The 25433-nt window shown below is 38.9% G+C and carries 24 protein-coding genes and 1 other RNA gene; 16 read left to right on the top strand and 9 right to left on the bottom strand.

Annotated features, from left to right (window positions below; translation table 11 throughout):
* On the top strand, nucleotides 1-296 hold a 296-nt coding region (locus HUN22_RS05050), incomplete at its 5' end, for a hypothetical protein (RefSeq protein ID WP_254617526.1).
* Nucleotides 297-428: 132 nt separating this feature from the next.
* Here the strand turns inward: HUN22_RS05050 and ssrS are convergent.
* From ssrS to HUN22_RS05035, 3 genes are all read right to left on the bottom strand, one after another.
* A non-coding RNA gene (ssrS, locus tag HUN22_RS05045) (6S RNA) lies at nucleotides 429-613 on the bottom strand.
* Between the two features lie 193 nt (nucleotides 614-806).
* Nucleotides 807-1091, bottom strand: coding sequence for a cell division protein ZapA (locus HUN22_RS05040; RefSeq protein ID WP_174726760.1), 285 nt, complete (start codon nucleotides 1089-1091; stop codon nucleotides 807-809).
* Nucleotides 1088-1648 carry a hypothetical protein gene (locus tag HUN22_RS05035; RefSeq protein WP_174726759.1) on the bottom strand — a complete coding sequence of 187 codons (561 nt, stop codon included), beginning with the start codon at nucleotides 1646-1648 and terminating at the stop codon, nucleotides 1088-1090. Before HUN22_RS05035 ends, HUN22_RS05040 begins: the two co-directional genes overlap by 4 nt.
* A gap of 64 nt (nucleotides 1649-1712) precedes the next feature.
* Here HUN22_RS05035 and HUN22_RS05030 point away from each other — a divergent pair, with 64 nt between their 5' ends.
* The 5 genes from HUN22_RS05030 (at nucleotide 1713) to HUN22_RS05010 (ending at nucleotide 6660) form a co-directional block, all read left to right on the top strand.
* Nucleotides 1713-2342, top strand: a complete 630-nt coding sequence (locus tag HUN22_RS05030; protein WP_005802891.1) for a UPF0149 family protein — start codon at nucleotides 1713-1715, stop codon at nucleotides 2340-2342.
* Nucleotides 2343-2409: 67 nt separating this feature from the next.
* Entirely contained in the window at nucleotides 2410-3732 is a 1323-nt protein-coding gene (gene pepP / locus HUN22_RS05025) for a Xaa-Pro aminopeptidase (protein WP_174726758.1), read from the top strand.
* Nucleotides 3733-3763: 31 nt separating this feature from the next.
* Nucleotides 3764-4972: a 2-octaprenyl-6-methoxyphenyl hydroxylase gene (gene ubiH / locus HUN22_RS05020; protein ID WP_174726757.1), complete on the top strand. Its 1209-nt coding sequence runs from the start codon at nucleotides 3764-3766 to the stop codon at nucleotides 4970-4972.
* A complete protein-coding gene (locus HUN22_RS05015; RefSeq protein ID WP_174726756.1) occupies nucleotides 4969-6201 on the top strand; it encodes an FAD-dependent monooxygenase in 1233 nt (410 codons plus the stop codon). Before ubiH ends, HUN22_RS05015 begins: the two co-directional genes overlap by 4 nt.
* Before the next feature lie 207 nt (nucleotides 6202-6408).
* Nucleotides 6409-6660 (top strand): hypothetical protein, encoded by a 252-nt coding sequence (locus tag HUN22_RS05010; RefSeq protein WP_002117665.1) that lies wholly within the window; start codon nucleotides 6409-6411, stop codon nucleotides 6658-6660.
* 38 nt (nucleotides 6661-6698) lie between these two features.
* Here HUN22_RS05010 and HUN22_RS05005 read toward each other — a convergent pair whose 3' ends face one another.
* A complete protein-coding gene (locus HUN22_RS05005) occupies nucleotides 6699-7100 on the bottom strand; it encodes a MerR family transcriptional regulator (protein WP_174726755.1) in 402 nt (133 codons plus the stop codon).
* 65 nt (nucleotides 7101-7165) lie between these two features.
* Between HUN22_RS05005 and HUN22_RS05000 the strand changes: the two genes are divergently transcribed.
* Nucleotides 7166-7807: a cation transporter gene (locus tag HUN22_RS05000; RefSeq protein WP_174726754.1), complete on the top strand. Its 642-nt coding sequence runs from the start codon at nucleotides 7166-7168 to the stop codon at nucleotides 7805-7807.
* 56 nt (nucleotides 7808-7863) lie between these two features.
* Here HUN22_RS05000 and HUN22_RS04995 read toward each other — a convergent pair whose 3' ends face one another.
* A complete protein-coding gene (locus HUN22_RS04995) occupies nucleotides 7864-8466 on the bottom strand; it encodes a LysE/ArgO family amino acid transporter (protein ID WP_174726753.1) in 603 nt (200 codons plus the stop codon).
* A gap of 105 nt (nucleotides 8467-8571) precedes the next feature.
* On the opposite strand from HUN22_RS04995, the gene HUN22_RS04990 reads away from it, so the two are divergent.
* On the top strand, nucleotides 8572-9462 hold the full coding sequence (locus tag HUN22_RS04990; protein ID WP_174726752.1) for a LysR family transcriptional regulator ArgP: 891 nt from the start codon (nucleotides 8572-8574) through the stop codon (nucleotides 9460-9462).
* Nucleotides 9463-9464: 2 nt separating this feature from the next.
* On the opposite strand, the gene rsmI is transcribed toward HUN22_RS04990, so the two are convergent.
* Complete coding sequence (rsmI, locus tag HUN22_RS04985) at nucleotides 9465-10301, bottom strand: 16S rRNA (cytidine(1402)-2'-O)-methyltransferase (RefSeq protein WP_174726751.1); 837 nt, start codon at nucleotides 10299-10301, stop codon at nucleotides 9465-9467.
* Between the two features lie 208 nt (nucleotides 10302-10509).
* Here rsmI and HUN22_RS04980 point away from each other — a divergent pair, with 208 nt between their 5' ends.
* The 3 genes from HUN22_RS04980 to HUN22_RS04970 all read left to right on the top strand — a co-directional run bounded on the left by HUN22_RS04980 (nucleotide 10510) and on the right by HUN22_RS04970 (nucleotide 12566).
* Nucleotides 10510-10911: a YraN family protein gene (locus HUN22_RS04980; protein ID WP_174726750.1), complete on the top strand. Its 402-nt coding sequence runs from the start codon at nucleotides 10510-10512 to the stop codon at nucleotides 10909-10911.
* An 80-nt stretch (nucleotides 10912-10991) separates the two neighbouring features.
* The gene (locus HUN22_RS04975) at nucleotides 10992-11699 is read left to right on the top strand and encodes a BON domain-containing protein (RefSeq protein WP_174726749.1); all 708 of its coding nucleotides are present in this window, start codon (nucleotides 10992-10994) and stop codon (nucleotides 11697-11699) included.
* A 3-nt stretch (nucleotides 11700-11702) separates the two neighbouring features.
* Nucleotides 11703-12566, top strand: a complete 864-nt coding sequence (locus tag HUN22_RS04970) for an alpha/beta hydrolase (RefSeq protein WP_174726748.1) — start codon at nucleotides 11703-11705, stop codon at nucleotides 12564-12566.
* A 22-nt stretch (nucleotides 12567-12588) separates the two neighbouring features.
* On the opposite strand, the gene nudC is transcribed toward HUN22_RS04970, so the two are convergent.
* The 3 genes from nudC to dnaQ form a co-directional block, all read right to left on the bottom strand.
* Nucleotides 12589-13332, bottom strand: a complete 744-nt coding sequence (gene nudC, locus HUN22_RS04965) for an NAD(+) diphosphatase (protein ID WP_174726747.1) — start codon at nucleotides 13330-13332, stop codon at nucleotides 12589-12591.
* Entirely contained in the window at nucleotides 13332-14975 is a 1644-nt protein-coding gene (locus HUN22_RS04960) for a chemotaxis protein (RefSeq protein WP_174726746.1), read from the bottom strand. Before HUN22_RS04960 ends, nudC begins: the two co-directional genes overlap by 1 nt.
* 130 nt (nucleotides 14976-15105) lie before the next feature.
* On the bottom strand, nucleotides 15106-16485 hold the full coding sequence (dnaQ, locus tag HUN22_RS04955; RefSeq protein ID WP_174726745.1) for a DNA polymerase III subunit epsilon: 1380 nt from the start codon (nucleotides 16483-16485) through the stop codon (nucleotides 15106-15108).
* Between the two features lie 232 nt (nucleotides 16486-16717).
* On the opposite strand from dnaQ, the gene HUN22_RS04950 reads away from it, so the two are divergent.
* The 5 genes from HUN22_RS04950 to HUN22_RS04930 all read left to right on the top strand — a co-directional run.
* A complete protein-coding gene (locus tag HUN22_RS04950; protein ID WP_174726744.1) occupies nucleotides 16718-19933 on the top strand; it encodes a LysM peptidoglycan-binding domain-containing protein in 3216 nt (1071 codons plus the stop codon).
* A 15-nt stretch (nucleotides 19934-19948) separates the two neighbouring features.
* Entirely contained in the window at nucleotides 19949-21784 is a 1836-nt protein-coding gene (locus tag HUN22_RS04945; RefSeq protein WP_174726743.1) for an extracellular solute-binding protein, read from the top strand.
* A 31-nt stretch (nucleotides 21785-21815) separates the two neighbouring features.
* Nucleotides 21816-22868 carry a microcin C ABC transporter permease YejB gene (locus HUN22_RS04940; protein ID WP_174726742.1) on the top strand — a complete coding sequence of 351 codons (1053 nt, stop codon included), beginning with the start codon at nucleotides 21816-21818 and terminating at the stop codon, nucleotides 22866-22868.
* The gene (locus HUN22_RS04935; RefSeq protein WP_174726741.1) at nucleotides 22868-23878 is read left to right on the top strand and encodes an ABC transporter permease; all 1011 of its coding nucleotides are present in this window, start codon (nucleotides 22868-22870) and stop codon (nucleotides 23876-23878) included. The genes HUN22_RS04940 and HUN22_RS04935 overlap by 1 nt, the downstream gene beginning before the upstream one ends.
* A partial coding sequence (locus HUN22_RS04930; protein WP_174726740.1) for an ABC transporter ATP-binding protein occupies nucleotides 23853-25433 on the top strand: 1581 nt, incomplete at its 3' end. The genes HUN22_RS04935 and HUN22_RS04930, both read left to right, overlap by 26 nt.

The following is a 25433-nucleotide window of genomic DNA, read 5'->3' as shown; positions in this document are numbered from 1 at the left end:
GTTTTTTGGCTTTTGGTTGTTATGCAGATGAAACGATAAGTGATCCACAAATTTGCAATGTAGTGAAAAAGGTTGCTTATACTGTCATGGAAGCGCGTCAACAAAAAGTCCCATCTGATGATTTGCAGAAAATCGCGAATGGCCTTGAAGATCCAAAGGCAAAACAACTTTATCAAGATTTAATTAATTCTGCTTATTCTGCCAAGGTATTTAAAACCGGTTTCTTTAAAAGAAAAGCGATAGAAGATTTTCAAACTGGTTGGTATGAAGAGTGCTTAACTAAAAAAGAAAAGTAATTGTGAATCTGAGCAATAATCTATCTCTAGAATCATGTTTATTAAATGATTGAGAAACGTTTTGTACCGTCAGGTTTGTATTGAATGGCTAATTAAAATAAATGTTTGGAATTTTATTATTTAATTGAAAATAAATGCTCCGAAGATGCCGCTGCATGTGTCGTTACCCTGAACCCGATGAGTTCAAGGTGGACGCGACGTATACTTGCTGGGTTTCCTACTCGAAGGTAGGCATACACTCTAAATATACAGAACACAATCCATAAGTTTAAGTATCGGCAGGGGAATAGACCCGCTGGCGAACATCCCAGAGATAGCTTAAGTATAACTGATCTGACCCTGTTGGCAATGACTTGAGTCTATGGAACTGTAAACTTAGTTTGCGTTTGATGAAGCTTTGTACATTGAATGTGGATAAAACAATAGTCCACCGCAGTGGGGAGCCTAAATTAAAAAAACCTTGCATCTATAAATTATAGAGCAAGGCATTTTTATGGTCATAAAAACTTGTTAAATAGCTTGTTCCACATCTTCTAAAATTGTTTGTAATAGGCGTTCACAGTGAGTGTATTCCTGCAAAGTTTTATTAAGGCTCAGTACTTCTTGAGTTAACTGTAAAGCGACCATAATGACCAATTTATTGTGCTCAACACGTGGTGCACTACGGCGCATTTCATTAAACTTCTCATTGAGAAGCTGTGCTGCACGTTCAAGTTCATCTTTTTTATCTGCGGTAGTCGCGAGTCTAAAAGTCTGCTCAATCAGCCTAAGCTCTACCATGACTTGTTCACTCATGATTGGGTCTCCTCACCAGTTTCAGCATTAGGATGGGCAAGCTGCTGGATTTCTTGCGCATGTTGATCTTGAGCTGTACCTAAAATTCCTAGACGTTGAATAATGGCTTCAACTTTGGCTTTGGCAAGTTCATTTTTTTGTAACAAACGATCACGATCTTGTTGTAAATCATGCAGCTCTTGCTGGGTTTGGCGCTGGTGGGCTTGTAACTTTTCTTTTGCAACACGTAATTCATTTCGTTCTGCAAGAATTTCTTGAAAACGATTTTTTAAATCAGTCGTACTTTTTTCTAATCGGCTATAACGTTCTGCAAGTGTGTTAGCATCTTGATTCAATTGTTGAAATTGGCCTTTTAACTGAGAAAGTTGTTCAGTTACCGACTCAATTTCCTCTTGTTTTTTAGTGATAATACTATTTTTTTGCACAACTTGTGCGTGATGCTCTGTTTCAGCCAGTTCTTTAGCTTCCGAGAGGGCCGCATGTTCACTCTCTAAATGATGTAAGCGTGTTTTTAAAACGCTAATATGCGCTTGTAGCCGCTGTAATTGTTCTAACATAACGAGGTCGCACAGAATTGCAATCAAAGGTAATATATACAAAGTATAGAGATTGGATAAACGAATGCAAGACGATATTTCAGGCTGGACAGATTGGAACGCTCATTTTGAAGGAATTGAAGAAATTTCAAGCCCTAGTGAGTTACATGGTTTGTTAACAGGTATTGTTTGTGTGACAGAAGCGCCTACGCGTGAAGAATGGTCACAAATTTTAACAACCCTTAATGTGCCAGAGTTAAGTGAAGATGCTTTAGCGCTTTTAACTGACGAAGCAGAAGATGTGGTTCATGCCTTATCGGAAGACGAATTGGATTATCTACCAATGCTTCCAGACGATGAACATCTACTTCAAGAGCGTGTACAAGCATTATCTGATTGGTGTGCGGGTGTTGTATTAGGTTTTGGTTTAGCATCTGGTCATGTTCGTGGTGATGAACGTGAACTCATTGAACACCTTCAAGATGTTGCAGCAGTCGAATTTGAAGATTCTGACAATGATGAGGAAGGCGAAAGCAGTTACGAAGAATTGTATGAATTTGTACGCTTAATCCCTGTAAGCTTGTCTATTGGCAGAAAAAAAATCACTGTAGCTGAAAGTTCTTTATTGAAAAACTTTCATGCAAAAAGTAAAACTGCTGCTCTAGGTACAGATCAGAATATTGTAGAAATGTTCACACCACATCGCCCAAGCTAATTGAGGCGATGTGTTATTGGTTGTATTTTATTTTTTGACTTTAAAATTCTAAATCAAGTAGATCATTATGAAATTGCCTCAAGCTGATTTTCAACATCGTAGAGACCGTCTGGCAGAAAAAATGGGTCCTAATAGTATTGCAATTATTGCAACGCGTGAGGAGATGTATCGTAATCGTGATGCGGATTATAAATTCCGTGCTGATAGTAGTTTTTTCTATTTGACGGGTTTTGCTGAGCCTGAGGCAGTTGCAGTTATTGAAACCTTTGAGGATGTAACTGACTATAGTTATAGTCTTTTCTGCCGTGAACGTAACCGCGAGATGGAAATCTGGAATGGTTACCGTGCCGGAATTGACGGTGCAATCGAAGACTATGATGCAGATGAAGCCTATGCAATTGATCTGCTTGATGAAGAAATTATTGAAAAGTTATTAAATAAAGAACGCCTTTATTATCGGATTGGGCAAAATGCTGCATTTGATGCACGGGTAAGCCAGTGGATTAAAAAAGCAGATGCAGAGCATCGACATCAAGGTGCTCCGGCTCAACTGATTCAGCTTGACCGTATTGTTGATGAAATGCGTTTAATCAAGTCACCACAAGAACTTGAGCTGATGCAAACTGCTTCAAAAATTAGTGCCAAGGCACATACCCGTGCGATGCAAATGGTGCGTCCAGGTATGATGGAATATGCACTTGAAGCCGAACTCAATTATATTTTTGGGCAAAATGGCTGTGTCCCGTCTTATAACAGTATTGTCGGTGGCGGCGCCAATGCTTGTATTTTGCATTATGTTGAAAATAACCAACCACTCAAAGATGGTGATTTGGTCTTAATTGATGCTGCATGTGAATATGAATTCTATGCGTCAGATATTACCCGTACTTTTCCGGTAAATGGTAAGTTTAGTGCTGAGCAAAAAGCATTATATGAAGTTGTCTTGGCCTCTCAATATGCGGCCATTGATGCAGTACGTATTGGTAATTCATACCGTGAGCCTCATGAAGTAGCAGTTAAAATTTTAACCGAAGGCTTAGTGGATTTAGGTCTGCTCAACGGGGATGTTAACGAACTCATCGAAACCGAAGCATATCGTCAATTTTATATGCATGGTACAGGCCATTGGTTGGGTATGGATGTACATGATGTCGGGTCTTACAAAAAAGGTGAAGACTGGCGTCAATATGAAGAAGGTATGGTCGTTACCGTTGAACCAGGCTTATACATCGCACCAGACGATGAAACTGTAGATCAAAAATGGCGTGGCATTGGTATTCGTATTGAAGATGATGTAGTCGCAACATCGAAAGGTCCACGAGTTTTAACTGCTGATGTAGTTAAAAATATTGCAGATATTGAACATTTAATGGCGCAAGCTAAATCATAATTAAACGTATTCGCCAAAGGAGCACAACTCGATGCAACAACAAGTGATTATTGTAGGTGGGGGAATGGTTGGACTTAGCCTTTCACTCATGCTGGCGAAGGCTAATATTGCAGTAAAGCTGTTAGAGGCTGTGAAATACCCAAACTATGATGATCAAAATGTTGCTCCTTATCATTCTAGTTTTGATGCGCGTAATACGGCTTTATCGCGTCGTAGTGTCCAGATTTACCAAAAGCTGGGGTTATGGGATGCCTTACAGCAACATGCGACTCCAATTTTACAAGTTCACATTACTGAACAAGGTAGTTTTGGTAAGGCTCGCTTAATTGCAGAACAAGAAAAAGTCGAAAGCTTTGGACAGGTGATTGAAAATGCTTGGCTGGGTCGTGTTTTATTGACTCAAGTACGTCAGCAACCTTTGATTGAGCTGATTGATGGTGTTCAAGTGACTGCTTTAAGTCAAGATGCTGAGCAAGTACATATTGAGGCCAAGCGTGGTGATGAAGTTTTAAAACTTGAGTCAAAACTATTAATCGCCGCCGATGGACGTGACTCTTTCTGTCGTCAGGCCATCGGCGTTGGTGTTGATGTTCATGACTATGATCAGGTTGCAATTGTCACTACGGTTCAGACTTCAAAACCTCATGAACAAGTAGGTTTTGAGCGTTTTAGCGCATTAGGGCCTTTAGCTTTATTACCTTTACCGGGTGAGTATCGCCGTTCTGTTGTATGGCCTGTAAAAAAAGGCACTGAAGATGAGTGGTTAGGCGATGAAAATGATCAGCACTTCTTAAGTGCTTTACAACAAACTTACGGTGACCGAGCGGGTAAATTTGAAAAAACCGGCAAACGTTTTAGTTATCCACTTTCGCAAGTACTTGCACATAAACAAGCGGTTGGACGCGTTATTTTAATGGGTAATGCAGCGCATACCATCCATCCTGTTGCAGGACAGGGCTTTAACCTATGCCTACGTGATGCGGATGTTTTGGTACGTTATTTAGTGAACCAGCTAAGCGCATCTGATGATATTGGTAACCCTGATAATTTACTTGCCTATGAACAAGCTCGTTTGTCAGACCAACAACGAGTGATAAAATTCTGTGACACCGTTGTTCGTGGTTTTAGTAACCAAAATCCATTATTAAAATTAATTCGTAATACGGGATTAATTGCATTTGATGTTATTCCAGGTGTTAAGCCACTGGTAGCGAACTATGCAATGGGGCTAAAAGCATGAGTGAAATATTAGATGTTGTCATTGTTGGTGGTGGACTGGTTGGTGGTTTAACAGCTTTATTACTTGCCCAAGGTGGTGTACAGCCTACGGTGCTTGATGCTGCTCCTGTGCTGGATGTTGAAAAAACACTAAGTGTGATGAACCCGCGTGTTTTAGCCCTCAGCCAAGCGACCATTCATTTACTTAAAACAGTCAATGTTTGGAGTGATCTGGCACGTCAAATGCCTTATACAGGCATGCAAGTATGGAATTTGAATGGCTACGGTGAAATTAATTTTGGCCATGAGTCCATACATAGACCACTGCCAGAACAGTCCTTAGGTTCTATGGTTGAGCCAAGTGTATTGAATGTTGCTATTCAACAAAAAATGCTTGAGCAACTAACAGATTATCGCACTCAGGTTCGTGTGACTCGTATTGAGCAGGGTGTTGGTTGTTGGCATATTCAATTAGCAGATGGCACTACACTTAAAACTAAGTTGCTTATTGGTGCTGATGGCGCTAATTCATTTGTACGAGAACAGGCTTTTATTGATCTAGATGTCTTAGATTACAAGCAAGCAGCAATTAGTTGTGCCATTAAAACATCTAGACCCCACAATTATGTTGCTCGCCAAATTTTCTTACCTACAGGGCCTTTAGCATATTTGCCGATGGCTAGCCTTGAAGAAAGTGAGAATGGATACTGGCAATCTATTGTCTGGACACTACCTGATGATTATGCCGATGAATATTCTGCTTTAACCGATCATGAGTTTATGCAGCTTTTAACTCGTGAAAGCCAACATATGCTGGGTGAAGTATTAGATGTACGTTCAAGAGCCCAATTCCCGCTCAAAGCGCGCGCTGCAAAACAGTATGTGAAAGCTGGTTTAGCTTTAATTGGGGATGCAGCACATGTTATCCATCCACTTGCTGGACAAGGCGTAAATATTGGTTGTTTAGATGCAGCTGTACTCTGTGATGCACTACTACATGACTTGGCACGTGGTGTATGGGCAAATGAACAGACATTGTTGCGTTATGAGCATCGCCGGAAAGGCCAAAATGATGCAATGATGCATAGCATGTCGACAATTGGCTGGCTGGAAAGTAGTGAGCTATTTCCATTTATCTGGGCTCGAAATGTGGGACTCAAGCAAGTTGAACAAATTTCGTTCCTAAAAGAGCGTTTTATGCAACAAGCAAATGGTTTAGGGGCTTTACAAAACACCCAGTATAGTCGTTAAAATAATTACGAAGTTTATGCTCTACTGGTCTAAAAAAATATCAGTAGATATTTTTTAAACAATCATTTATATATCATTACCAATTCGGTCAAAAAAACTACGGATTTGACCATTTTGGCTCTTTGCTAAATGCAAAGAGATTGCTAAATTTCTGAGGTCTTGGGACCATAGCGATGATGCAATAAAAGTCATTGTGGGGAGTGTGAAATGTCAGATATCAATGATTATGAAGATGCAGAAGATTCTGCTGTAGATGAGGATGAAGCGAAAGCGGCCGAAAGCGGTGCAGCGGATGAAGAAGCAAGCAGTATTAATGATACTGACATTGCGGAGGCAGAAACGCTGACTGTCACTGCTAAACAAAAACAGCGCCAAGCGTTGGAAGATGAAGTTGCCGCATTTCTAGCTCGAGGGGGGAGAATTACCGAAGTTCCTCCAGATGAGCATAGCGACCATTAATTCTAAAAAGCATCACAAGAGTGATGCTTTTTTTATTTTTAAGGTAAGTTTTGAAGTTCTTTCAAAATCCCGCACTCATCTACTGTTCGATTGGTAGAACAGTGCTGTTTTAAATCAATTAAAGATTCTTTTAAAAGTAATAATCGTTCGATTTTTTCAGATACTTCAATCAAGTATTTATTCACCAAATTATCAACTTCCGTACAAGCCTGTTTGGGCCGAGCTTTCATTTCTTTTAACGTTTTAATATCACTCAGTGAAATATCTAATTCACGGCAATGCTTAATAAATAAAAGGTCTGTAAGTGTTTGATCGGTGTAAATACGATAATTATTTTCTGAGCGCTGAATACGGTTCAGCACACCTACTTTTTCGTAATAACGGATCGTATCAATTGGAATATCCGCTTTTTTTGATAATTGACCAATAGAAAGACTCATAAGGCTTGACTCTGGAGTTACTCGAGGGTTTTTAATTACTATAAAAGAGTTTTTGAGGAAATAAAATGGCTGGATGTGGTTGTGCTTCAACATGCTCTCCTACCAAGAAAGTGAGTCCACGTTTTAGAAAAGCGTTATGGATTGCGCTTGTGATTAATGCCTTAATGTTCGTGGTTGAAATCTTGGGAGGTTATAAAGCCCAGTCTGTTTCACTTTGGGCCGATGCATTAGATTTTGCCGGAGATGCAGCAAACTATGCATTATCTTTAGTTGTTCTTTCGATGAGTTTATATTGGCGTGCAACAGCTGCATTACTTAAAGGAATAACGATGGCGGCTTTCGGTGTTTTTGTTATTGCGAAAGTGGTCTGGTCGTATTTCTATGGAGTTCCACCGGAACCAATGGTTATGGGGGCAATTGGCGTAATAGCCTTAATTGCTAACGTTTCAGTTGCGCTTATGCTTTATGCATTTCGTGATGGAGATGCCAATATGCGTTCAGTTTGGCTCTGTAGTAGAAATGATTCTATTGCCAATATTGCTGTGATTTTAGCAGCCGTTGGCGTATTTGGAACAGGGAGTGTATTTCCAGATTTATTTGTTGCCTTTGTAATTGCTTACTTGGGTGTGTCTTCTGGTTATGCTGTCATAAAACAGTCTCAGCAAGAAAGAAGACAGTCAAAACTGGTGTTGGGTTCTCAAGCATAATTTTGAGCGCATAAAAAGTACTATTCAGACATGGTACTTTTTACTGTTTGAATGCATTAGATGAGAAGCGATATTGCAATACTCCACATAATACAACCAATAATGAAATCTAAGATTTTCCATGCTTTAGGATTGATAAATAATGGTTTTAATAATCTTGCGCCATAACCTAAACTGAAAAAGAAAATCCAAGAGGCAACAATGCTGCCCAAAGCAAAACTAATTTTGTCTTCTAGTTGGGTTGCAACTGAACCAATCAGAACAATGGTATCCAAATAGACATGTGGGTTAAGCCAAGTAAAGGCGAGACAGGTCACTAGTGCTTGAGTTAATGTTTGTTTTTGACTGCTATCAAGTTCCATGCTTTGGTTAGTCTTAAATGCGGCATAGAATGCTTTCGCACCGTAGACGAATAAAAACGTTGCCCCTAAATATTTAGCGACTGTAATTAAAATTGGTGATGCAGTCATGATTTCAGCAAAACCTAATACACCCAAAGCGATTAAAATCGAGTCAGACAAGGCACAAATTAAACATAGCCAAAATACATATTGCTGTTTAAGTCCTTGTTTGAGGACAAAAGCATTTTGAGCTCCAATGGCGACAATAAGCCCGCTACCAATACCGAAACCTTTAAAAAATATACTAAGAGAGAACATAACAATAAGATGGAAAAATCAGATGTGGGAATTATCTGACTTTTTCTTAAGAAATAAGTAAAATTAAGAATATTTAGGTTTGGCTAAAAATAATTTAGGTTTGATATGTTAGATAGCAAGCAATGTGAAGCCTTTCTTGCAGTAGCAGAGGTAGGGAGCTTTGATGCAGCGGGTGAGCATTTATATATTACGCCTTCGGCAGTTTCGTTACGTGTACAAGCTTTAGAAAAATATTTAGGACAAATTCTAATCATACGTGGGCGCCCATGTGTACTCACTCAAGCAGGACAAACTTTATTGCAACACTTACGTCATACCAGACTGATGGAGCAAAATTTATTACAAGGTTTAATGGGGAAATCTTCCGAATCTGAATTTTATAAAATTGCTTTGGCATCCAATGCAGACTCATTAGCCACTTGGCTTTTACCATGTATTCAGCAGACGCTTTTTAAAGAAAAAATCGTATTAGAACTAAAAATTGATGATCAATCTCATACGCATACTTTATTAGAAACAGGACAAGTTAATGCCTGTATTTCGGCAGAAGAACAGGTCATGTCAGGTTGTTTAGCTCAATCATTAGGGAAGATGCATTATAAAATGTTAGCTTCAGCTGAATTTGCTGCTGATTGGTTTAAAGATGGCGTTACTCGAGAAACTTTAAGAAATGCACCAGCTGTAATTTTTAACCATAAAGATCTCATGCATTCTGAGGTATTGCTGAAATATTATGGTTTACCTTTACAAAGTTATCCCTATAGCTTTGTTCCTGCTACAGATGCTTTCGTCAAAGCAATTCAATTAGGTTTAGGCTATGGCATGGCGCCCGAGTTGCAAGTTCAACCACTACTCGAAAATGGAACACTTGTTGATATTATGCCTGAGGCTCAACTTGATATTTCTCTATATTGGCATCATTGGAAAAGGCAGTCCAAGCAACTTGATGCACTGACTGAGACGATTGTCCAGTCAGCAAAACAGATATTGAGATAAGTTTAAGATTGGGTTAACTCAAGCGCACGTTGATAAGCGACTTTTTTCTTAACTCCTGTTAAATCGGCAGCAAGTTGAGAGGCTGCTTTAACCGATAAATCTTGAAGCAAGCGCTTTAAAAGCTCATCCAGTTTTTCTTGTTCCAGATCTGTTTTTTCTGGTGCACCGCCAACTACAAGAACAATTTCGCCTTTTTCTTGGTTATGGTCGTTTTCAATAAAACTGACCAAATCTTTTAAAGTCATTTTTTTGATAGTTTCAAAAGTTTTGGTAATTTCACGGGCGAAACCAACTGGGCGATTTTCACCAAATACCTCTGCCATATTTTTTACACATTCTAAAATACGATGTGGTGCTTCATAGAAAATTAAAGTCTGAGTCTCATTTTTGAGTTTTTCTAATTGAGAAATACGTTGAGATGCTTTTGACGGTAAAAAGCCTTCAAAACTAAAACGGTCACTTGGTAAACCTACTGCACTTAAAGCAGCAATTGCCGCACATGCACCAGGCACAGGTACAACTCTAATGCCATGTTCTTGAGCAGCACGAACTAATTTAAAACCAGGGTCACTAATAAGCGGCGTACCTGCATCACTAATTAAAGCAACATTGTCGCCCGCAAGTAATCTTTGAACTAACTGCTCAATTTTATTGCTTTCGTTGTGATCATGACATGCAGTAAGTTGAGTCGATATATTATAGTGCTTAAATAGTTGGGCTGATTGACGCGTATCTTCTGCAGCTACAATAGAAACTGATTTTAAAATATCAATTGCACGGAAAGTCATATCATCTAAGTGCCCAATTGGGGTGGCTACAACGAATAACTGAGCACTCATTTGGTTTTACTCCGTACAGATAAACAATTTTAATCGGGTAGTTTACCCGAAATTATGTTTTGGGCGTGAACAATGTCTGCCAAGCTTTGCTTTTCTAGATGATCTGATTTTCATTTGTTCAATTTAAATCAGAAATTTCAGATGAATTTAGCGAAATAATTTAAGCATAAAAATATGTGGTGCTACTTTTAATTTGGGGAAAATAAAAATGTTGTTAGCGCAGCAGTTGGGTAAATGGGCAGAGCAAACGGCTTTAAACCTGTTACAAAAGCAAAACTATGTGTGGGTGACCAGCAATTACCATTCACGCCGTGGTGAAGTAGATTTGATTGTTAAAAGAGGGCAAGAACTAGTTTTTGTTGAGGTAAAGGCACGTACTATAGGAAGTTATGGACAGGCTTGTGAAATGGTAACAAGAACAAAGCAGAAGAAAATTATCAAAACTGCGATGCGTTTTTTACAGCGCTACCCATCTTATCAGGATTTTTATTGTCGTTTTGATGTGATTTGTTTTGATTTTCCACAGAAAATTGCAAAAACAGTACAGCAAGACTTTTCAAAATTCCATTATGATCTGCAATGGATCGAAAATGCATTTACTTTGGATTAAGAGTTCATTACTCTTTTGAGCAAATTTAAGTCTGATGCTTTATGATCAAGCCAAGAAAAGATTGATAGGAGTCTGGTGGAGTGTTAAACCGTATTGCTGTAACAATGCTTTGTGTCGCAAGTTTATCGGGTTGCGCAAGTTTTATTTCTGGTGGAACAGGCACAGCTCCAGTCGGAACAGATAGCGGTGTCCGCAGTCTGGGCCAAGTGTTCATTGACTCTTCAATTAAACGTACAGCAAATATCAACCTTTATAAACTTGACCATCGCTTTAAGCAGTCACGTATTAATATTGAAAGCTTCCACAGTACTGTTTTATTAACAGGACAAGTACCAGACCCATACTTGAAACAATTGGCAGAAGATAATGTTAAGGCTATGAGTGACGTGAAAGCTGTTCATAACTACATTACAGTGGGTAATAAGGTTAGCTATAACACGATTATGCAAGATGCTTCAGTAACTGCAAATACGCGTGCACTTTTAATGAAGGCACCGGTAGTTTCTGATAGTAAAGTTCTGGTACATACTGAAGATGGCGTACTTTATGTAATGGGTCGCTTGAACACGGCAGAAATTAATGATTTGAATGACGTGCTGCAAAAAGTAGGTAACGTCACTAAAATTGTGACTTTAATTGATAACGTTGATTTAGCATCTGCACCAGCAACAAGTAATGCAAGTGCAACAACTACACCGATGATTAATAACGTCATTGCTCAACCAACAGTTCAAACTCCTGTTGCAATTGATCCTGACCAAACAGATCCAGCTTCGAATGCACAGTAATATATGAATCTGATTGAACAACTACAAAGCAAAATTGAACAGGCGCGAACTCTTTATAAAGAGTTCCGCCTTTATGATTTGGGGAGTTTTGCTTTAAATCGTTTTACGCCTAAAGATGGATTTCAACAGGTTGCTAATGTACGTTATGGTTTAAAGCCACGTCATCGTTTGGATATTTACCGATCTGTTAAAAAACTAGCACATCAGCCGCTCATCGTTTTTGTACATGGCGGTGCTTGGCAGCATGGTAATAAGCGAGATTATCTTTTTATTGGCGAAACATTTGCTAAAGAAGGCTATGACGTCGCAGTTATTAACTATCAATTAGCACCTAAAAACATTTTTCCAAGTTTTGTTGATGACCTAACTCAAGCATTGAATTATTTACATCACAACCAAGAAAAATTAGAAATTTCTACAGAAAATATTGTACTTATGGGGCATTCGGCAGGGGCATTTAATGTCATGTCTGCTGTTTATCACCCAAAGCCAAATACAATTCAGTGTTTAGGTAATATTAAAGCGATTTTCGGTTTGGCAGGTCCTTATCATTTTGATTATAAAGGTGACCCGCTTGCCGAAGACGCTTTTGATCAAAGCATTTCTTATAAAGAAGTGATGCCATATTATTTTGTAAATCAAAATAATATTAAGCATTATCTGCTCATGGCTGAAAATGATCAGCTTGTAAAAAAAGAAAATACCTTTGATCTTGATCAAGCACTCAGACAAAGCGGGAATCATAGCCATATCGCTGTGATTCCTAAAACAGGTCATATTACAATTTTGGCTAGTTTATCGAGTTTTGTAAGTCATTATTTCCGAACCAAACGGACCATTTTGCACTTTCTGGATGAAGTATTCTAAAACATCTGTTCGAGAGCGCAGATTACTTCGCTTGAGTAATCTGCGTAATCATTGCATGTGCAATACTGCCTTTAAATGGAATTTCAGGTAACTGATCAATTTTGAAGAATTGTGCATCTGCAATTTCTTCTTCTTGAAGCTTAATTTCACCCGACTCATATTCTGCCCGAAATGCAACCATCAGGTTACTTGGGAATGGCCAAGGCTGACTTGACATATATTGAATATTTTTGAGTTTTAAGCCGACTTCTTCAAATGCCTCACGTTGTACTGCCTCTTCAAGGGTTTCACCCACCTCAACAAAACCCGCAATCAAACCATACATATTGGTTTTATTGTGAACTGACTTCGCTAGCAAGATTTCATCATCTCCTCGAGTAATGACGGTAATAATACAAGGATTTACACGAGGGTATTGGTGGTAGCGACAAGAAGGGCATACCATTGCATATTCGGTTGGATGAACTTCTGTTGGATGTCCACAGTGGCTGCAAAACTTATGATTACGTCGCCATTCAAGCAATTGAACAGCACGACTCGCTTGCAAAAACTGTTCTTTCGACCAACTGGTAATAAGCTGGCGAATTGGAACAAGTTGTAAGCCTTCGGGAATAGGTTCCTCAGCAAGCAAGTCACGTGCAATGACCTGCTCATCATGAGTGAAAAGTAAATCACTTGCTAACTTTTCGACTTTGGGTAGTTGGAGATTCTGGTCAACCAGTAATTGTTGATGATGAAAAATATAAGCAAGTGATAATTCAGACATTAAGCTGCCTTTTTTTGAAGTTGTTGACTACTCGTCAATGCTACATCAAACATGGATTGTAGAACAGGTTGTTTATTTTTTAAATTGTCAACTAACATGTCAATGCCTGCTAATACGTTAAAAATACAGTCAATTTGGTCTGTATTAAAAGGCTGGTTTTGTTCAAGTTGCTCTTGAACAAATTGGGCAGTTTGGAGTAAAGCATGTTGTTGAGTCGTGCTTCCTAAAAATTCGGCCGCACCCGCTAACTCTTTTAATGAACCTGCTATTGCTTCTATATTTTGTGTTTGGTCATTGGCATACAAAGTAAGACTCTGACAGATAAAATCAATTAAATTTTTTGTCTCGGTAAGCAAAGCCTGATGAGCTTCATCAAGACGATCTAAAGAAATAGCCGTATTATTCACGCTAAGTTGTAGACGATTTGACGTGTAATTGCGTACCAAAATACCAATTGAGTTCATGGCAGATAAAATGCTGTTCATCAGCTGCTGAGCATAGTTTTCGTCACTTAAAATGTTAAGTTGACTTAAACTGCTGGCTTGTTGAGAAAGAGCAGATGCGGCTTCATCAAGGTTTAGGAGTTTAAATGTATGAGCCAGTTGTAAAAGGCTCGCTTGTAGTTGCTGTGCTTTTTCAGGTGACATATTTTGATAATTGTATTCAATATCGTTGCGCACCTTATTCATTTCATCCAAGATTAATTGGCTGACGGTATGCATAGTGTCGAAGTCAGGACCAAAAAGATGGCGACCTAAAACGTGTAATTGAGTATCAGTCGGTGTTTCATTACCAATATGAAGTTGTTTACGGATATGGTGGGCAATATCATCTTCTTGGGCGATGACAATACTTAAAATATCTGCGAATGCTGTTAAATTTGGTTTAAAACTTTCGGATGCTGCCAAAAATAAAGCAATATGACTTTCGATATTGATCAGTACACGTAGGCGCGAATCATTTAAAAATAGGCTATCAATATGGTTAAAAGCATAATTGACGAGCTGCCAATATTGTTGGCTTGGTTGATTTTTTGCCATGCTGACCAAATAGGACGCAATAAGTTTAAAGGCTTGAAAATTCTGGGTTGACGCCTTCTTTTTTAAAAATTGATGTAGAGATAACTTGTAGAGTTGATGGATCAACTGAGTTTTTTCACTAATCAATATTTCAGGCAAGGGAAGTTCAAGCGAAGTATTTGCAAGTAAAGGAACAATGGCTTGCCCTGATGTAGTGAGTGGTTTATTTAAAGCTAACTCTAAATTATTTAAGGTTGTAAGAAGAAACTGTGGGACTTGTATTTCACGTAAACAGATAAATTCGATATAACGTTTTACCATGGTCGTGCCTTCACTTAGGGCAACGACATCATCCGTATTAATTTGGGTTGGATTCGCAATAATTTTTTGCATCAACTCAGTCGAATATTGAGTAATTTTTGCAAGATAAGGAACATCAATTAATTGTAGAACTTGAGTGCATTGCTTAAATTGCTCTAATGCATCATCAATACCAAAAGGGAGAGTTTGTTCTTCAATTAAGGTACTTACAGCACCTTCGACTAGTTTTATTGAACGATCAATTTCATGTTTAATGATGAGTAAAGCTGTTGGATCGAAATGAATCGACGTATGCTCAGACATAAACGTTCCCCTTTGCAAAAAAATCAATTGTTATATTCGTAGTGCTCATTAATTTGAGCTAAAAATCTATGTGACTAATATAACTTAACTTACAAAGGGGGAAAGCTAAAAACACTAAAGAATCAAAAATTTATTTTGCAAAAAGGCAAGGTTCTCCGTGTTTTTCTTCATATTCTTTGACCCAAGTCTCATGTGTATTTAACTCTTCATCTGAAGGGTAAATTACAGGGAGATCAATTTGAACTCTGCTTCTATTGGTTGTTTGCTGGCTATTTTCACTCTGGGATAGGGCATCTATATCAAAAGAAACCTGACCACCAGTCATTGCCAAATAGACATCAGCAAGAATTTCAGCATCGAGTAATGCGCCGTGGAAAGTACGGTCACGTGCTGGAATTTCATAACGTCTTACAAGCGCATCAAGGGAGTTTTTTTGTCCTGGATGTTTGTTTTTTGCTAAAGCTAAAGTATCCGTTACCTCACAAACTTCAGAAAGTGCAGGAAGCCCTACGCGTTTAAACTCCATATCAAGGAAGTTCATATCGAAGGTTGCGTTGTGGGCAATAATCTCTGCACCTTTGAGATAGTCAAATAAGGTGTCAGCAATGTCTGCATAAAGCGGTTTATCTTTTAAGAAATCATCACTGATACCGTGGATGTTTTCTGAATCTCCCACTGGTTTTTGTGGGTTAATATAAATATGAATCGAGCTACCCGTAAGCTTACGATTAATCATCTCAATCGCGCCCACCTCAATAATGCGGTCGCCATCTTGGAAATAAAAACCAGTGGTTTCCGTATCGAGAATCAGTTGTCGAGGACCTTGTAATTTTAATTTGGCTTCGGTCACAACGATTTGAGGGTGAATGTTATTGGTTGGCTGCTTACTTTCTTGTTCGGCAGTTTCAACTTCAATAATTTCTTCGTCCACAATAATCATCTCAACTTCTTCAGATGCTTCAAGATGAATATTTTCTTCTTCACTTGCGTCAGCCAGATCAAACCCGAAAGGGTCATCTAGCAACCAGTCCTGTTCAGGCTTTTTTATATCTTGCGATACAGTGGCAGACTGTGGTTGCTTGAGTTCTTTCGCAGTTTTGTCTGCACCTAAATTCGCCAGCTGGTCTGCCATTTCATTGCCAGGGTGTCCTGCATGGCCTTTAATCCAGTTCCACTCAATATTTCTACCTGCACAGACAGTATCTAATTTCTGCCAAAGGTCAGGATTTTTTACATCTTTCCAGTTTTTCTTTTTCCAGCCATGAATCCACTCAGTAATACCTTGCTTCACATAATTTGAATCTGTCCAGATAATCAAATGTGCATCGGCTGGGCAAAATGAAACACCTTCAATGGCAGCAGTGAGTTCCATACGGTTATTGGTTGTATCGGGCTCACCGCCAAATAATTTATGTTCACCCTGTTCAGTAATGACATATGCACCCCAACCACCTAAACCCGGATTGCCACGACATGCACCATCAACATACAGTGTGATTGTTTGAGACATAAATCGAAACCTAAACTAAAAGAAAAAGAACTGAATATGGTGTATTGTATACGCAAAAAGTTCGGTTCCATCGTATCAAAGCAAGGTTTTTTTAATTTCTTGTAACATTTCCATGCAAATGACATTAAATTATTGCCTTGTCTATCTTGCATGCTTTACTACAATGGCATCGAAGACCTAGGGTTTGTGGGTAGACCCCAAAAAATATTACGCGAGTTGTTTGGAAGTTTTTATGTATAAACCAACCACATTTGTGTGGCAGCCATCTGCAGCATCATTGTTCAAAATTACCGTACTTAGCTCTGCGTTAGCTGCGTTGGGTATTACTACAGGCTGTTCATCGACTCCGCAAACTGCAAAAACCTCAAAATCGAAACAGGTCAGTGGTGCAGGTTATTTAGATGCGAGTAGTCTTGATTCGTTGGAAGATTTACTTTCAGCAACTGATATGCGAGCTGTAGAGGGTGACCGTCTGCTTATTTTAAAGCACGGTGATGTCTGGAAGCGTATGTCTGTAGGTTTCAAAATGGATTTGAATCATTGGGATTCACGTATTGAAGCTCAGCGTAGTTGGTTTATTTCTCGTCAACCTTATCTTGATCGTTTAAGTGCTCGCGCAAGTCGTTATTTATACCATACAGTTAAAGAAGCTGAACGCCGCGGATTGCCTACAGAACTGGCATTATTACCCGTGATTGAAAGTTCATATGACCCAGCTGCAACAAGTAGCGCAGCCGCAGCAGGTTTATGGCAGTTTATTCCAAGTACTGGACGTATTTATGGCTTAAAGCAAACAGGTATGTATGATGGCCGTCGAGATGTTGTTGAGTCGACTCGTGCTGCCTATGAGTTTTTAGGAAGTTTATATAACCAATTCGGTTCTTGGGAGCTCGCTTTAGCGGCCTATAATGCTGGTCCTGGGCGTATTCAACAGGCGATTAACCGAAATCAGGCAGCAGGTCTACCAACTGATTATTGGTCTTTAAAATTACCTCAAGAAACCATGAACTATGTTCCACGTTTCTTGGCAGTAGCTCAAATTATTAAAAATCCAAAAGCTTACGGTATCTCTTTACCACCAATTGCCAATAGACCCCATTTCCGTGAAGTGACTTTATCTGCACCTTTATCTTTAAATGAAATTGCTTCTGTGGCGGGATTAAGCCGTTCGGAACTCTATGCATTGAACCCGGGATATCGTGGTGAAATGGTAGATCCGGCAAGTCCAATGCGTATCTTGATTCCGGCGGATTTAAGTCCTTCAATTGATAATAAATTAAAAGGTATGAAGTCTGGCGGTGGTTCAGGTTGGTGGGCAAATATGACTTCACCATCTAAACCTGATGTAAGTGCTTCAACATCGGTGACAATTAAAACAACACCTGCAAATCAGGTTCAACCCGTTAAACCGTCAACACCTGCTAAAACAACCAGTAGCTCTAGCACAATAAAAGGTTCAACACCTCGCGGATCTGACGCTTTAGCTGCGTTTGCAGCTTCGGCTGATGTACCAAGTGCTCCACGTATTCCTGTAGCCGTGACACCTGCCGCAAACATTCAGCAAGTGAAGACAGAACCTCCAATCTCTGCTGCAGAGCGTGAAAAGATTTTAGCGGCCGTTCGAGCTGAAGGTGAGAAAGAAACAGTTCAGCAAGTTCTAGAGCCACAACCGACACAGGCTGAAAAAGATCAAGTGGTTGCTGAGTTAAAAGCTATTGCACCTCAAGGAACAGAAATTGTTGATCCTTACGATGGTAAAATTAAGTTAACCGCGATTCAAACAAGTCAATCAGTTGCAGAGCAACAAGGTAAAGAAGTAAGTAAAGGTTTTGCATATCCAAAAACTTTAGCTGAAGATGCGACTGTTGCAAATTCTGAAGATGCGCAACGTAATAAAGATAAGCCTTACATTAAAACTGACACAGATGTCGTAGTTGTACAGCCTAAAGGTAAGCGTAGTACTTATACAATTCAACCGGGTGATACTTTAGCAGTTATTGCCCTGAAGAATGGCGTGAATTGGCGTGATGTGGCTAAGTGGAACCAGATTGATCCAGAAAAGACGCTATTTGTTGGAACGAGTCTTTATCTCTATGATGCTAAGCCACAAGAAACTCAAACTACTTCGAAAAGCACAGCTAAACCAGATGTATATGTGGTTCAGACTAACGATAGCTTAAGCAGTGTAGCAAATCAGTTTAACTTATCAGTAAAACAATTAGCCGAATATAATGATTTATCAGTAACTGATGGCTTATTTGTTGGGCAAAAACTCCAGTTAAAAGAACCAAAGAATAGCCGCACAAGTGCTAAAGCCGAGCCAAAAGCAACGCAGGCAAGTGCAAAACGTATCGCGACTAAAAGCTATACTGTGAAGCGCGGTGAATACCTTAAATTAATTGCAGATCGTTATGCACTGTCTAATCAAGAACTTGCTGAATTAACTCCGGGGTTAACTGCGGGCAGTAACTTGATGGTAGGCCAAAAAATTAATGTGCCTACACAAGACATATCTGTAGATGAAGTTGCTGAAACTAAGGCTTCTAGTAAATCTGAGAAAGCGTCAGCAAATGTTTCTTATAAAACAGAAGGCTATAAAGTACAGCGTGGCGATACTTTATCGAGTATTGCAACCAAATCAAAAATTAGCCTAGCTGAGTTAGCCGAGTTAAATAACTTAAAAGCAAATAGCCACGTACAGCTTGGTCAAACTTTAAAAGTACCGGCAGGCTTAAGTGTTCCTGAACAATACGTTGTACAGTCTGGCGATAGTTTAAATGCGATTGCGAGTAAATATAATTTACAAACAAGCTATTTGGCTGACCTAAACGGTTTGTCTCGTACGGCTGGTTTGCGTGCTGGTCAACGCTTAAAATTAACAGGTACAGTTGAAGAAGCCCCAACTAAATCTTCTAAAAATACCAAAGAAGAAACACCAGAAACTTATACGGTTAAATCTGGTGATAGCTTAGGTAATATCGCTAACCGTTACCACTTACAATTGGACTATCTTGCCTCACTAAATGGTCTTTCACGCAATAGTAGCGTTCGTGTAGGGCAGCGTTTAAAGCTAACGGGTGATGTACCTACAGTTGAAACAGCTAAAGCAGATACTAAGTCTTCAACTAAAGCAGTTGCGGCTGGTAAAAACACTGAAAGATATACAGTTAAGTCTGGTGAGTCTTTAAATAGTATTGCGAGTCGTGCGGGTATTTCAGTACGTGAACTGGCTGAAATGAATGCATTAAAAGCAAATGCTAACTTACAGCGTGGTCAGAATATTGTGATTCCAAAAACTGTAGTGGAATACAAGGTGAAGCGTGGTGATACCTTAATTGGCCTTGCTAGTAAATATGGTTTAGAAACCAATTTCTTGGCTGAGCTGAATAATTTAACGCCTTCTACTCAGCTTCGCATTGGTGATGTGATTAAAGTGCCTAATTTGTAAAATAATTAGTCATTTATGCATAAATTAAATTTTCAACTGAGCCTGCTAGTCGGGCTCAGTGTCATTTCCCATAGTGTTTTTTCTGCACAGCAAACCACTTCATATATAGCGATTCATTCTAAGCCTAAGTATTTAGAAATGATGGCTATGCCATATGCAAACCCTAATGCACCTAAAGGTGGCCTATTAAGTCAGGCAGCTCAAGGAACTTTTGATAACCTCAATAGTATGAATGGGAAGGGGAATCCTACAGAAGGCGTGAATTATCTTTTTGATACCTTAATGACTCAATCACTTGATGAGGTCGGGGTTTTATATCCGCTTTTGGCAAAAAAAGTGAGTTATGATCCAGAAAAAACGCAGTCTGTTACTTTCTATTTAAACCCAAAAGCGCATTTTAGTAATGGACAGCCAGTCACTGCGTCGGATGTTAAATTTAGTTTTGATGCCTATCAGACTAAGTCTAATTTAGGTTTGCAAATGTATCTTGCCGATTTGGCAAAAACAGAAGTAATAAATGCTCATCAAGTAAAGTTTAGTTTTAAATCTACGCACAACCCTAAAATGCCATTCATTTTGGCAACCTTACCCATTTATTCAAAAGCAGATTGGCAAAAAAGAGATTTTAGCCGAATTACCCTACAACCAATTATTGGTTCGGGACCGTATGTAGTTGAACGAATCGATCCGGGTAGAAGCATTAGCTATAAAAGAAATCCAAATTATTGGGCAAAAGATTTGCCTATTAATAAGGGGCGTTATAATTTTGACCGATTAAAATATGTCTATTATCGAAATTGGGATATTGCTTTTGAAGGATTTAAATCTGGGCAATACACTTTGCATGAAGAGATTAATCCTAAAAAATGGGTAACAGATTACCGTTTTCCAGCCGTAAAGACAGGTTTGGTTACTCAATATAAGTTTCGTCACCATAATCCTATCGCCACTGAAAGCTATGTGTTTAACACACGACGAAAACCTTTAAATGATATTCGTTTTAGACAAGCCTTAACCTATGCCTATGACTTTGAATGGCAGAATAAAGCTTTGTTTTATGGTCAATATCAACGTCTACAAAGTTATTTTGGAAATAGTGAATTAGCTGCAACGGGTCGACCTTCAAAAACTGAATTAGAGTTATTAAAGCCGTTATTGCCTAAGTTATCTCCACTCATGCAGCAAGGTGTTTTAACAAACTGGAAATACCCTGTGTCGGATGCGAGTGGATTTAACCGTCAGAATTTATTAACTGCACGGCAATTACTGATACAGGCTGGCTATAAAGTTAAAGAAGGGCAGTTATTTACACCTGAAGGAAAGAAAGTTCAGCTTGAGTTTTTGATTCAGCAAGATGGTAAGCAACGAACACTCATACCTTTTATTCGTAACTTAAAAAAGTTAGGTATTGCTGTTAATTTGCGTCAAGTTGATGCACCGCAATATTTAGAAAGGACTCGTCGTTACGATTTTGATATGACTACGATGAATCTGCCGCAATCTCTCAATCCGGGCAATGAACAAACTCAGTTTTGGGGAAGTATCGCTGCAGCTCAGGATGGTAATTACAATTATGCGGGGATTCGCAATCCAGTAATTGATCAAGTGATTTCAAAACTCGTTGCAAGTAAAGGTCGTGAACAACAGATTATTTATACTCGTATTCTCGATCGATTGCTTAGAGCTGGTTATTATCAAATTCCGACCTATGGTAAAGGTGAAAACTGGTATGCTTATTGGAATATGTATCAGCAACCTAAAATTAAACCAGTGCTTTCTTCTGGGATAGAGTATTGGTGGAGTGATGCAAACAAAGCCAAAAAAGTTGCCAAATATTTACATCAACAATAAAAAGCACCTGCCATAAAGGAAATCCTGTTATATGGGTTCATATATTCTCAAGCGACTTCTTTTAATGATTCCCACATTATTCGTCATTTTATTGATTAATTTTGTGGTTGTGCAAATTGCACCAGGTGGGCCAGTTGAGCAAGCAATACATCAGGCACAAAGCGATTTGGGAATTGGCCGTGCATTAAGTGCAGAAACTTATTATCAAGGTGCTCAGGGGTTAAGCCCTGAAATGGTTGAACAAATTAAGGCACAATATGGTTTTGATCGTTCTGCTCCTGAACGGCTTTTCTTAATGTTAAAAGGCTATTTAACTTTAGATTTCGGACAAAGTTTCTTTAAAGATAAACCTGTTGTGCAATTGTTGTGGGAAAAAATGCCTGTTTCCATTTCACTTGGGCTGGTGAGTACTTTGCTGATTTACCTCATTTCTATTCCTCTGGGAATTAAAAAGGCAAAGCAGCAGGGCTCTTGGTTTGATCGATCCACTTCTTTAGTGCTTGTGGTGGGGTATGCTGTACCAAGTTTTGTGTTTGCCATTTTGTTAGTTGTTTTTTTTGCAGGTGGCTCTTATTTTCAATGGTTTCCATTACAAAATTTAGTGTCAGATAACTTTCATCAACTGAGTTTTTGGGGCAAAGTTACCGATTATTTATGGCATATGACTTTACCACTGATTACCATGGTATTAGGCGGTTTTGCCAGTTTAACCTATTTAACTAAATACTCATTTTTAGAAGAACTCAATAAACCCTATGTTTGGGCAGCCTACGCAAAAGGGTTGAACAGCCAACAGGTCTTATATAAGCATGTCTTTCGTAATGCCATTTTAGTGGTGCTGGCCGGGTTGCCAGAAGCGTTAGCGGGTATTTTCTTTGTAGGTAATCTGTTTGTAGAAATTATCTTTCATTTAGATGGGGTGGGTTTGTTGGGCTTTGAAGCCCTTGTTCAGCGCGACTATCCTGTTATTTTTGGTGTCTTATTTTTCTTTACTTTATTTAGCCTAATTTTACGTCTCATTTGTGATGTGTTGTATCAATGGATTGATCCTCGAATTCACTTTGACGCACAAGGGGACAAATAATGTCTTTGATTGTGCGGACACGATTGCAGCGTTTTAGACAGCATAAATTGGGCTGGGCCAGCTTTATTTTATTTAGTCTGATTTTGGTTTTGTCATTAGCTGCAGAGTTGATCGCTAACGATAAACCACTTTTAGTGAAGTATGAAGATTCTTACTATTTACCTGTGTTTAAAACATATTCAGAAACAACGTTTGGTGGTGTGTTTGAAACAGAAGCTGATTATAAAGACCCCGCCGTACAAGCGCTTATTGAGGCTAAAGGTTGGGCAGTTTGGCCACTCGTTAAGTTTTCATATCAAACGCCCAATTTAGACTTGGCTGTTCCTGTGCCATCACCACCTTCCAATCAAAACTGGTTAGGAACAGATGATCAGGGCAGAGATGTTTTTGCCCGTATTCTTTATGGCTTAAGAGTGTCGTTGCTTTTTGGTTTAGCCTTAACCTTTTGTTCTGCTTTATTTGGAATTACTGTAGGTGCCATTCAAGGTTACTACGGTGGCTGGGTCGATTTATTGGGACAACGATTGATTGAAGTCTGGAATGGCTTACCCATGCTTTTTATGGTTATGATTTTAGTCAGTATGTTTGTGCCAAATGTATATTGGCTATTTTTCATTATGTTGTTTTTCGGCTGGACCGTTTTGGTGGGCATCGTTAGAGCAGAGTTTTTGAAAGCTCGCCAGCTAGATTATGTTCGTGCAGCCCAAGTTTTGGGAGTGACTGATCGTGCTATTATTTTTAGGCATATTTTGCCAAATGCGATCAGTTCGAGTTTTTCTCAGTTACCTTTTATTCTAACCACGAATATTAGTGCTTTAACTGCTCTTGATTTTTTAGGGTATGGACTGCCACCCGATGCCGCCTCATTAGGTGAGTTATTGCTACAAGGTAAAAATAATTTAGATGCGCCATGGCTAGCAATTTCAGGCTTTTTTAGTCTGGCTATTGTTCTTTCACTTTTAATTTATATTGGGGAGGCGGCCCGTGATGCGTTTGACCCAAGAAAATAGTTTAAATACTGCCTCAACGTTATTAAAGGTTGAACATCTTTCGGTTCAAACCAAAGACCAAAAAGTTTTATTGGAAGATTTAAATTTTTACTTAAGTGAAGGTGAAACACTCGCTATTGTGGGCGAAAGTGGTTCAGGTAAATCGATAAGCTGCTTAGCAATAATGGGATTGCTGCAAGAAAAATTAGAAGTAACAGGTCAGGTCTGGATTGGCTCACAAAACATGCTTGAGTTAGATGAGAGAACTCAATCATATTTACGTGGTCGACAAATCGCTATGATTTTTCAGGAGCCTGCTACTGCGTTAAATCCGCTCCATCGGGTTGAAAAAATTATAGGGGAAAATCTTCTATTATCAGGTTTCTCAAAAATTGAAGTTCGACAGCAAATAGTTGAACTGCTAAAAGATGTGGGAATTGTTGAACCAGAGCAAATTTTAAAACGCTATCCGCATGAGCTTTCTGGTGGACAAAGACAACGTGTCATGATCGCGATGACATTGGCGCTTCGGCCTAAAATTTTGATTGCTGATGAACCTACTACTGCGTTGGATGTGGTTTTACAGATACAGATTTTAGAGCTATTAAAATCTTTGCAAAGCAAATATGGGATGGCACTTATTTTAATTAGCCATGACCTCAATTTAGTACATCGCTATGCAGATAAACTTATTGTATTGCAAAGTGGGCGTGTAGTAGAGCAAGGTGAACAGAGCCAAATCTTTGCAAATCCTAAAACAGCTTATACAGCACAGTTATTAGATCATGATTTTGGAAGTGTAGAGTCTAGACCTGCTCAACAGAATGTTTTATCAGTTCGACAGCTTAGCGTGCAATTTCCGATAAGAAAAGGAATTTTAAATCGCATTCAAGGATATTTCACCGCCATAGAAAATTTGAGTTTTGATCTTGCTCAAGGTGAATCACTTGGGGTGGTTGGTGAAAGTGGTGCGGGTAAGTCATCTTTAGCCCTCGCTTTGGTTCAGCTTATTCAGAGCAAAGGGCAAATTGTTTTTTTAGGTCAAGATTTAAATCAGTTACAGCCAAAAGCCTTGCGTTTGATGAGATCGGATTTTCAACTTGTTTTCCAAGACCCTTTTGGTAGTTTAAACCCGCGTATGACAGTAGGGCAGATTATTGCTGAAGGGTTAAAGTTAAAAGCTGTGAATGATAAAGAGCTAAAGCAGCAAGTTGAATCCGTATTGGTAAAAGTTGAATTGGCTGAAGATTTTCAACATCGTTATCCACATGAACTTTCAGGCGGTCAACGTCAACGCGTGGCCTTAGCTAGAGCTTTGGTGGTTCAGCCTAAACTTTTAATTTTGGATGAACCTACCTCTGCCTTAGATCGGACCACGCAAAAAGCCATGATCAAGTTGTTGAGACAATTACAGCAAACCGAGCAGTTAAGTTATATTTTTATTAGTCATGATCTCAATATAGTGAAAGCACTGTGCCATAAAGTGATGGTATTACGTCATGCAAAAGTTGTTGAATATCAGGAAACTGAACTCCTATTTTCTAAGCCGAAAACTGAATATACCAGACAATTAATT

Source organism: Acinetobacter lactucae (genome assembly GCF_013344765.1).
In the GTDB taxonomy this organism is placed as follows: Bacteria; Pseudomonadota; Gammaproteobacteria; order Pseudomonadales; family Moraxellaceae; genus Acinetobacter; species Acinetobacter lactucae_A.
This window is presented reverse-complemented; position numbering and strand designations above follow the sequence as displayed.

Coding starts and splice junctions, on each gene's coding strand:
- HUN22_RS04995 (WP_174726753.1), bottom strand. CDS start 8,466: ATGTTCTCTCTTAGTATATTTTTTAAAGGTTTCGGTATTGGTAGCGGG.
- pepP (WP_174726758.1), top strand. CDS start 2,410: ATGAAATTGCCTCAAGCTGATTTTCAACATCGTAGAGACCGTCTGGCA.
- HUN22_RS04990 (WP_174726752.1), top strand. CDS start 8,572: ATGTTAGATAGCAAGCAATGTGAAGCCTTTCTTGCAGTAGCAGAGGTA.
- HUN22_RS05040 (WP_174726760.1), bottom strand. CDS start 1,091: ATGAGTGAACAAGTCATGGTAGAGCTTAGGCTGATTGAGCAGACTTTT.
- HUN22_RS04935 (WP_174726741.1), top strand. CDS start 22,868: ATGTCTTTGATTGTGCGGACACGATTGCAGCGTTTTAGACAGCATAAA.
- HUN22_RS05005 (WP_174726755.1), bottom strand. CDS start 7,100: ATGAGTCTTTCTATTGGTCAATTATCAAAAAAAGCGGATATTCCAATT.
- rsmI (WP_174726751.1), bottom strand. CDS start 10,301: ATGAGTGCTCAGTTATTCGTTGTAGCCACCCCAATTGGGCACTTAGAT.
- HUN22_RS05030 (WP_005802891.1), top strand. CDS start 1,713: ATGCAAGACGATATTTCAGGCTGGACAGATTGGAACGCTCATTTTGAA.
- HUN22_RS04980 (WP_174726750.1), top strand. CDS start 10,510: ATGTTGTTAGCGCAGCAGTTGGGTAAATGGGCAGAGCAAACGGCTTTA.
- HUN22_RS04950 (WP_174726744.1), top strand. CDS start 16,718: ATGTATAAACCAACCACATTTGTGTGGCAGCCATCTGCAGCATCATTG.
- HUN22_RS05010 (WP_002117665.1), top strand. CDS start 6,409: ATGTCAGATATCAATGATTATGAAGATGCAGAAGATTCTGCTGTAGAT.
- HUN22_RS05000 (WP_174726754.1), top strand. CDS start 7,166: ATGGCTGGATGTGGTTGTGCTTCAACATGCTCTCCTACCAAGAAAGTG.
- HUN22_RS04940 (WP_174726742.1), top strand. CDS start 21,816: ATGGGTTCATATATTCTCAAGCGACTTCTTTTAATGATTCCCACATTA.
- ubiH (WP_174726757.1), top strand. CDS start 3,764: ATGCAACAACAAGTGATTATTGTAGGTGGGGGAATGGTTGGACTTAGC.
- dnaQ (WP_174726745.1), bottom strand. CDS start 16,485: ATGTCTCAAACAATCACACTGTATGTTGATGGTGCATGTCGTGGCAAT.
- HUN22_RS04945 (WP_174726743.1), top strand. CDS start 19,949: ATGCATAAATTAAATTTTCAACTGAGCCTGCTAGTCGGGCTCAGTGTC.
- HUN22_RS05035 (WP_174726759.1), bottom strand. CDS start 1,648: ATGTTAGAACAATTACAGCGGCTACAAGCGCATATTAGCGTTTTAAAA.
- HUN22_RS04960 (WP_174726746.1), bottom strand. CDS start 14,975: ATGTCTGAGCATACGTCGATTCATTTCGATCCAACAGCTTTACTCATC.
- HUN22_RS05015 (WP_174726756.1), top strand. CDS start 4,969: ATGAGTGAAATATTAGATGTTGTCATTGTTGGTGGTGGACTGGTTGGT.
- nudC (WP_174726747.1), bottom strand. CDS start 13,332: ATGTCTGAATTATCACTTGCTTATATTTTTCATCATCAACAATTACTG.
- HUN22_RS04970 (WP_174726748.1), top strand. CDS start 11,703: ATGAATCTGATTGAACAACTACAAAGCAAAATTGAACAGGCGCGAACT.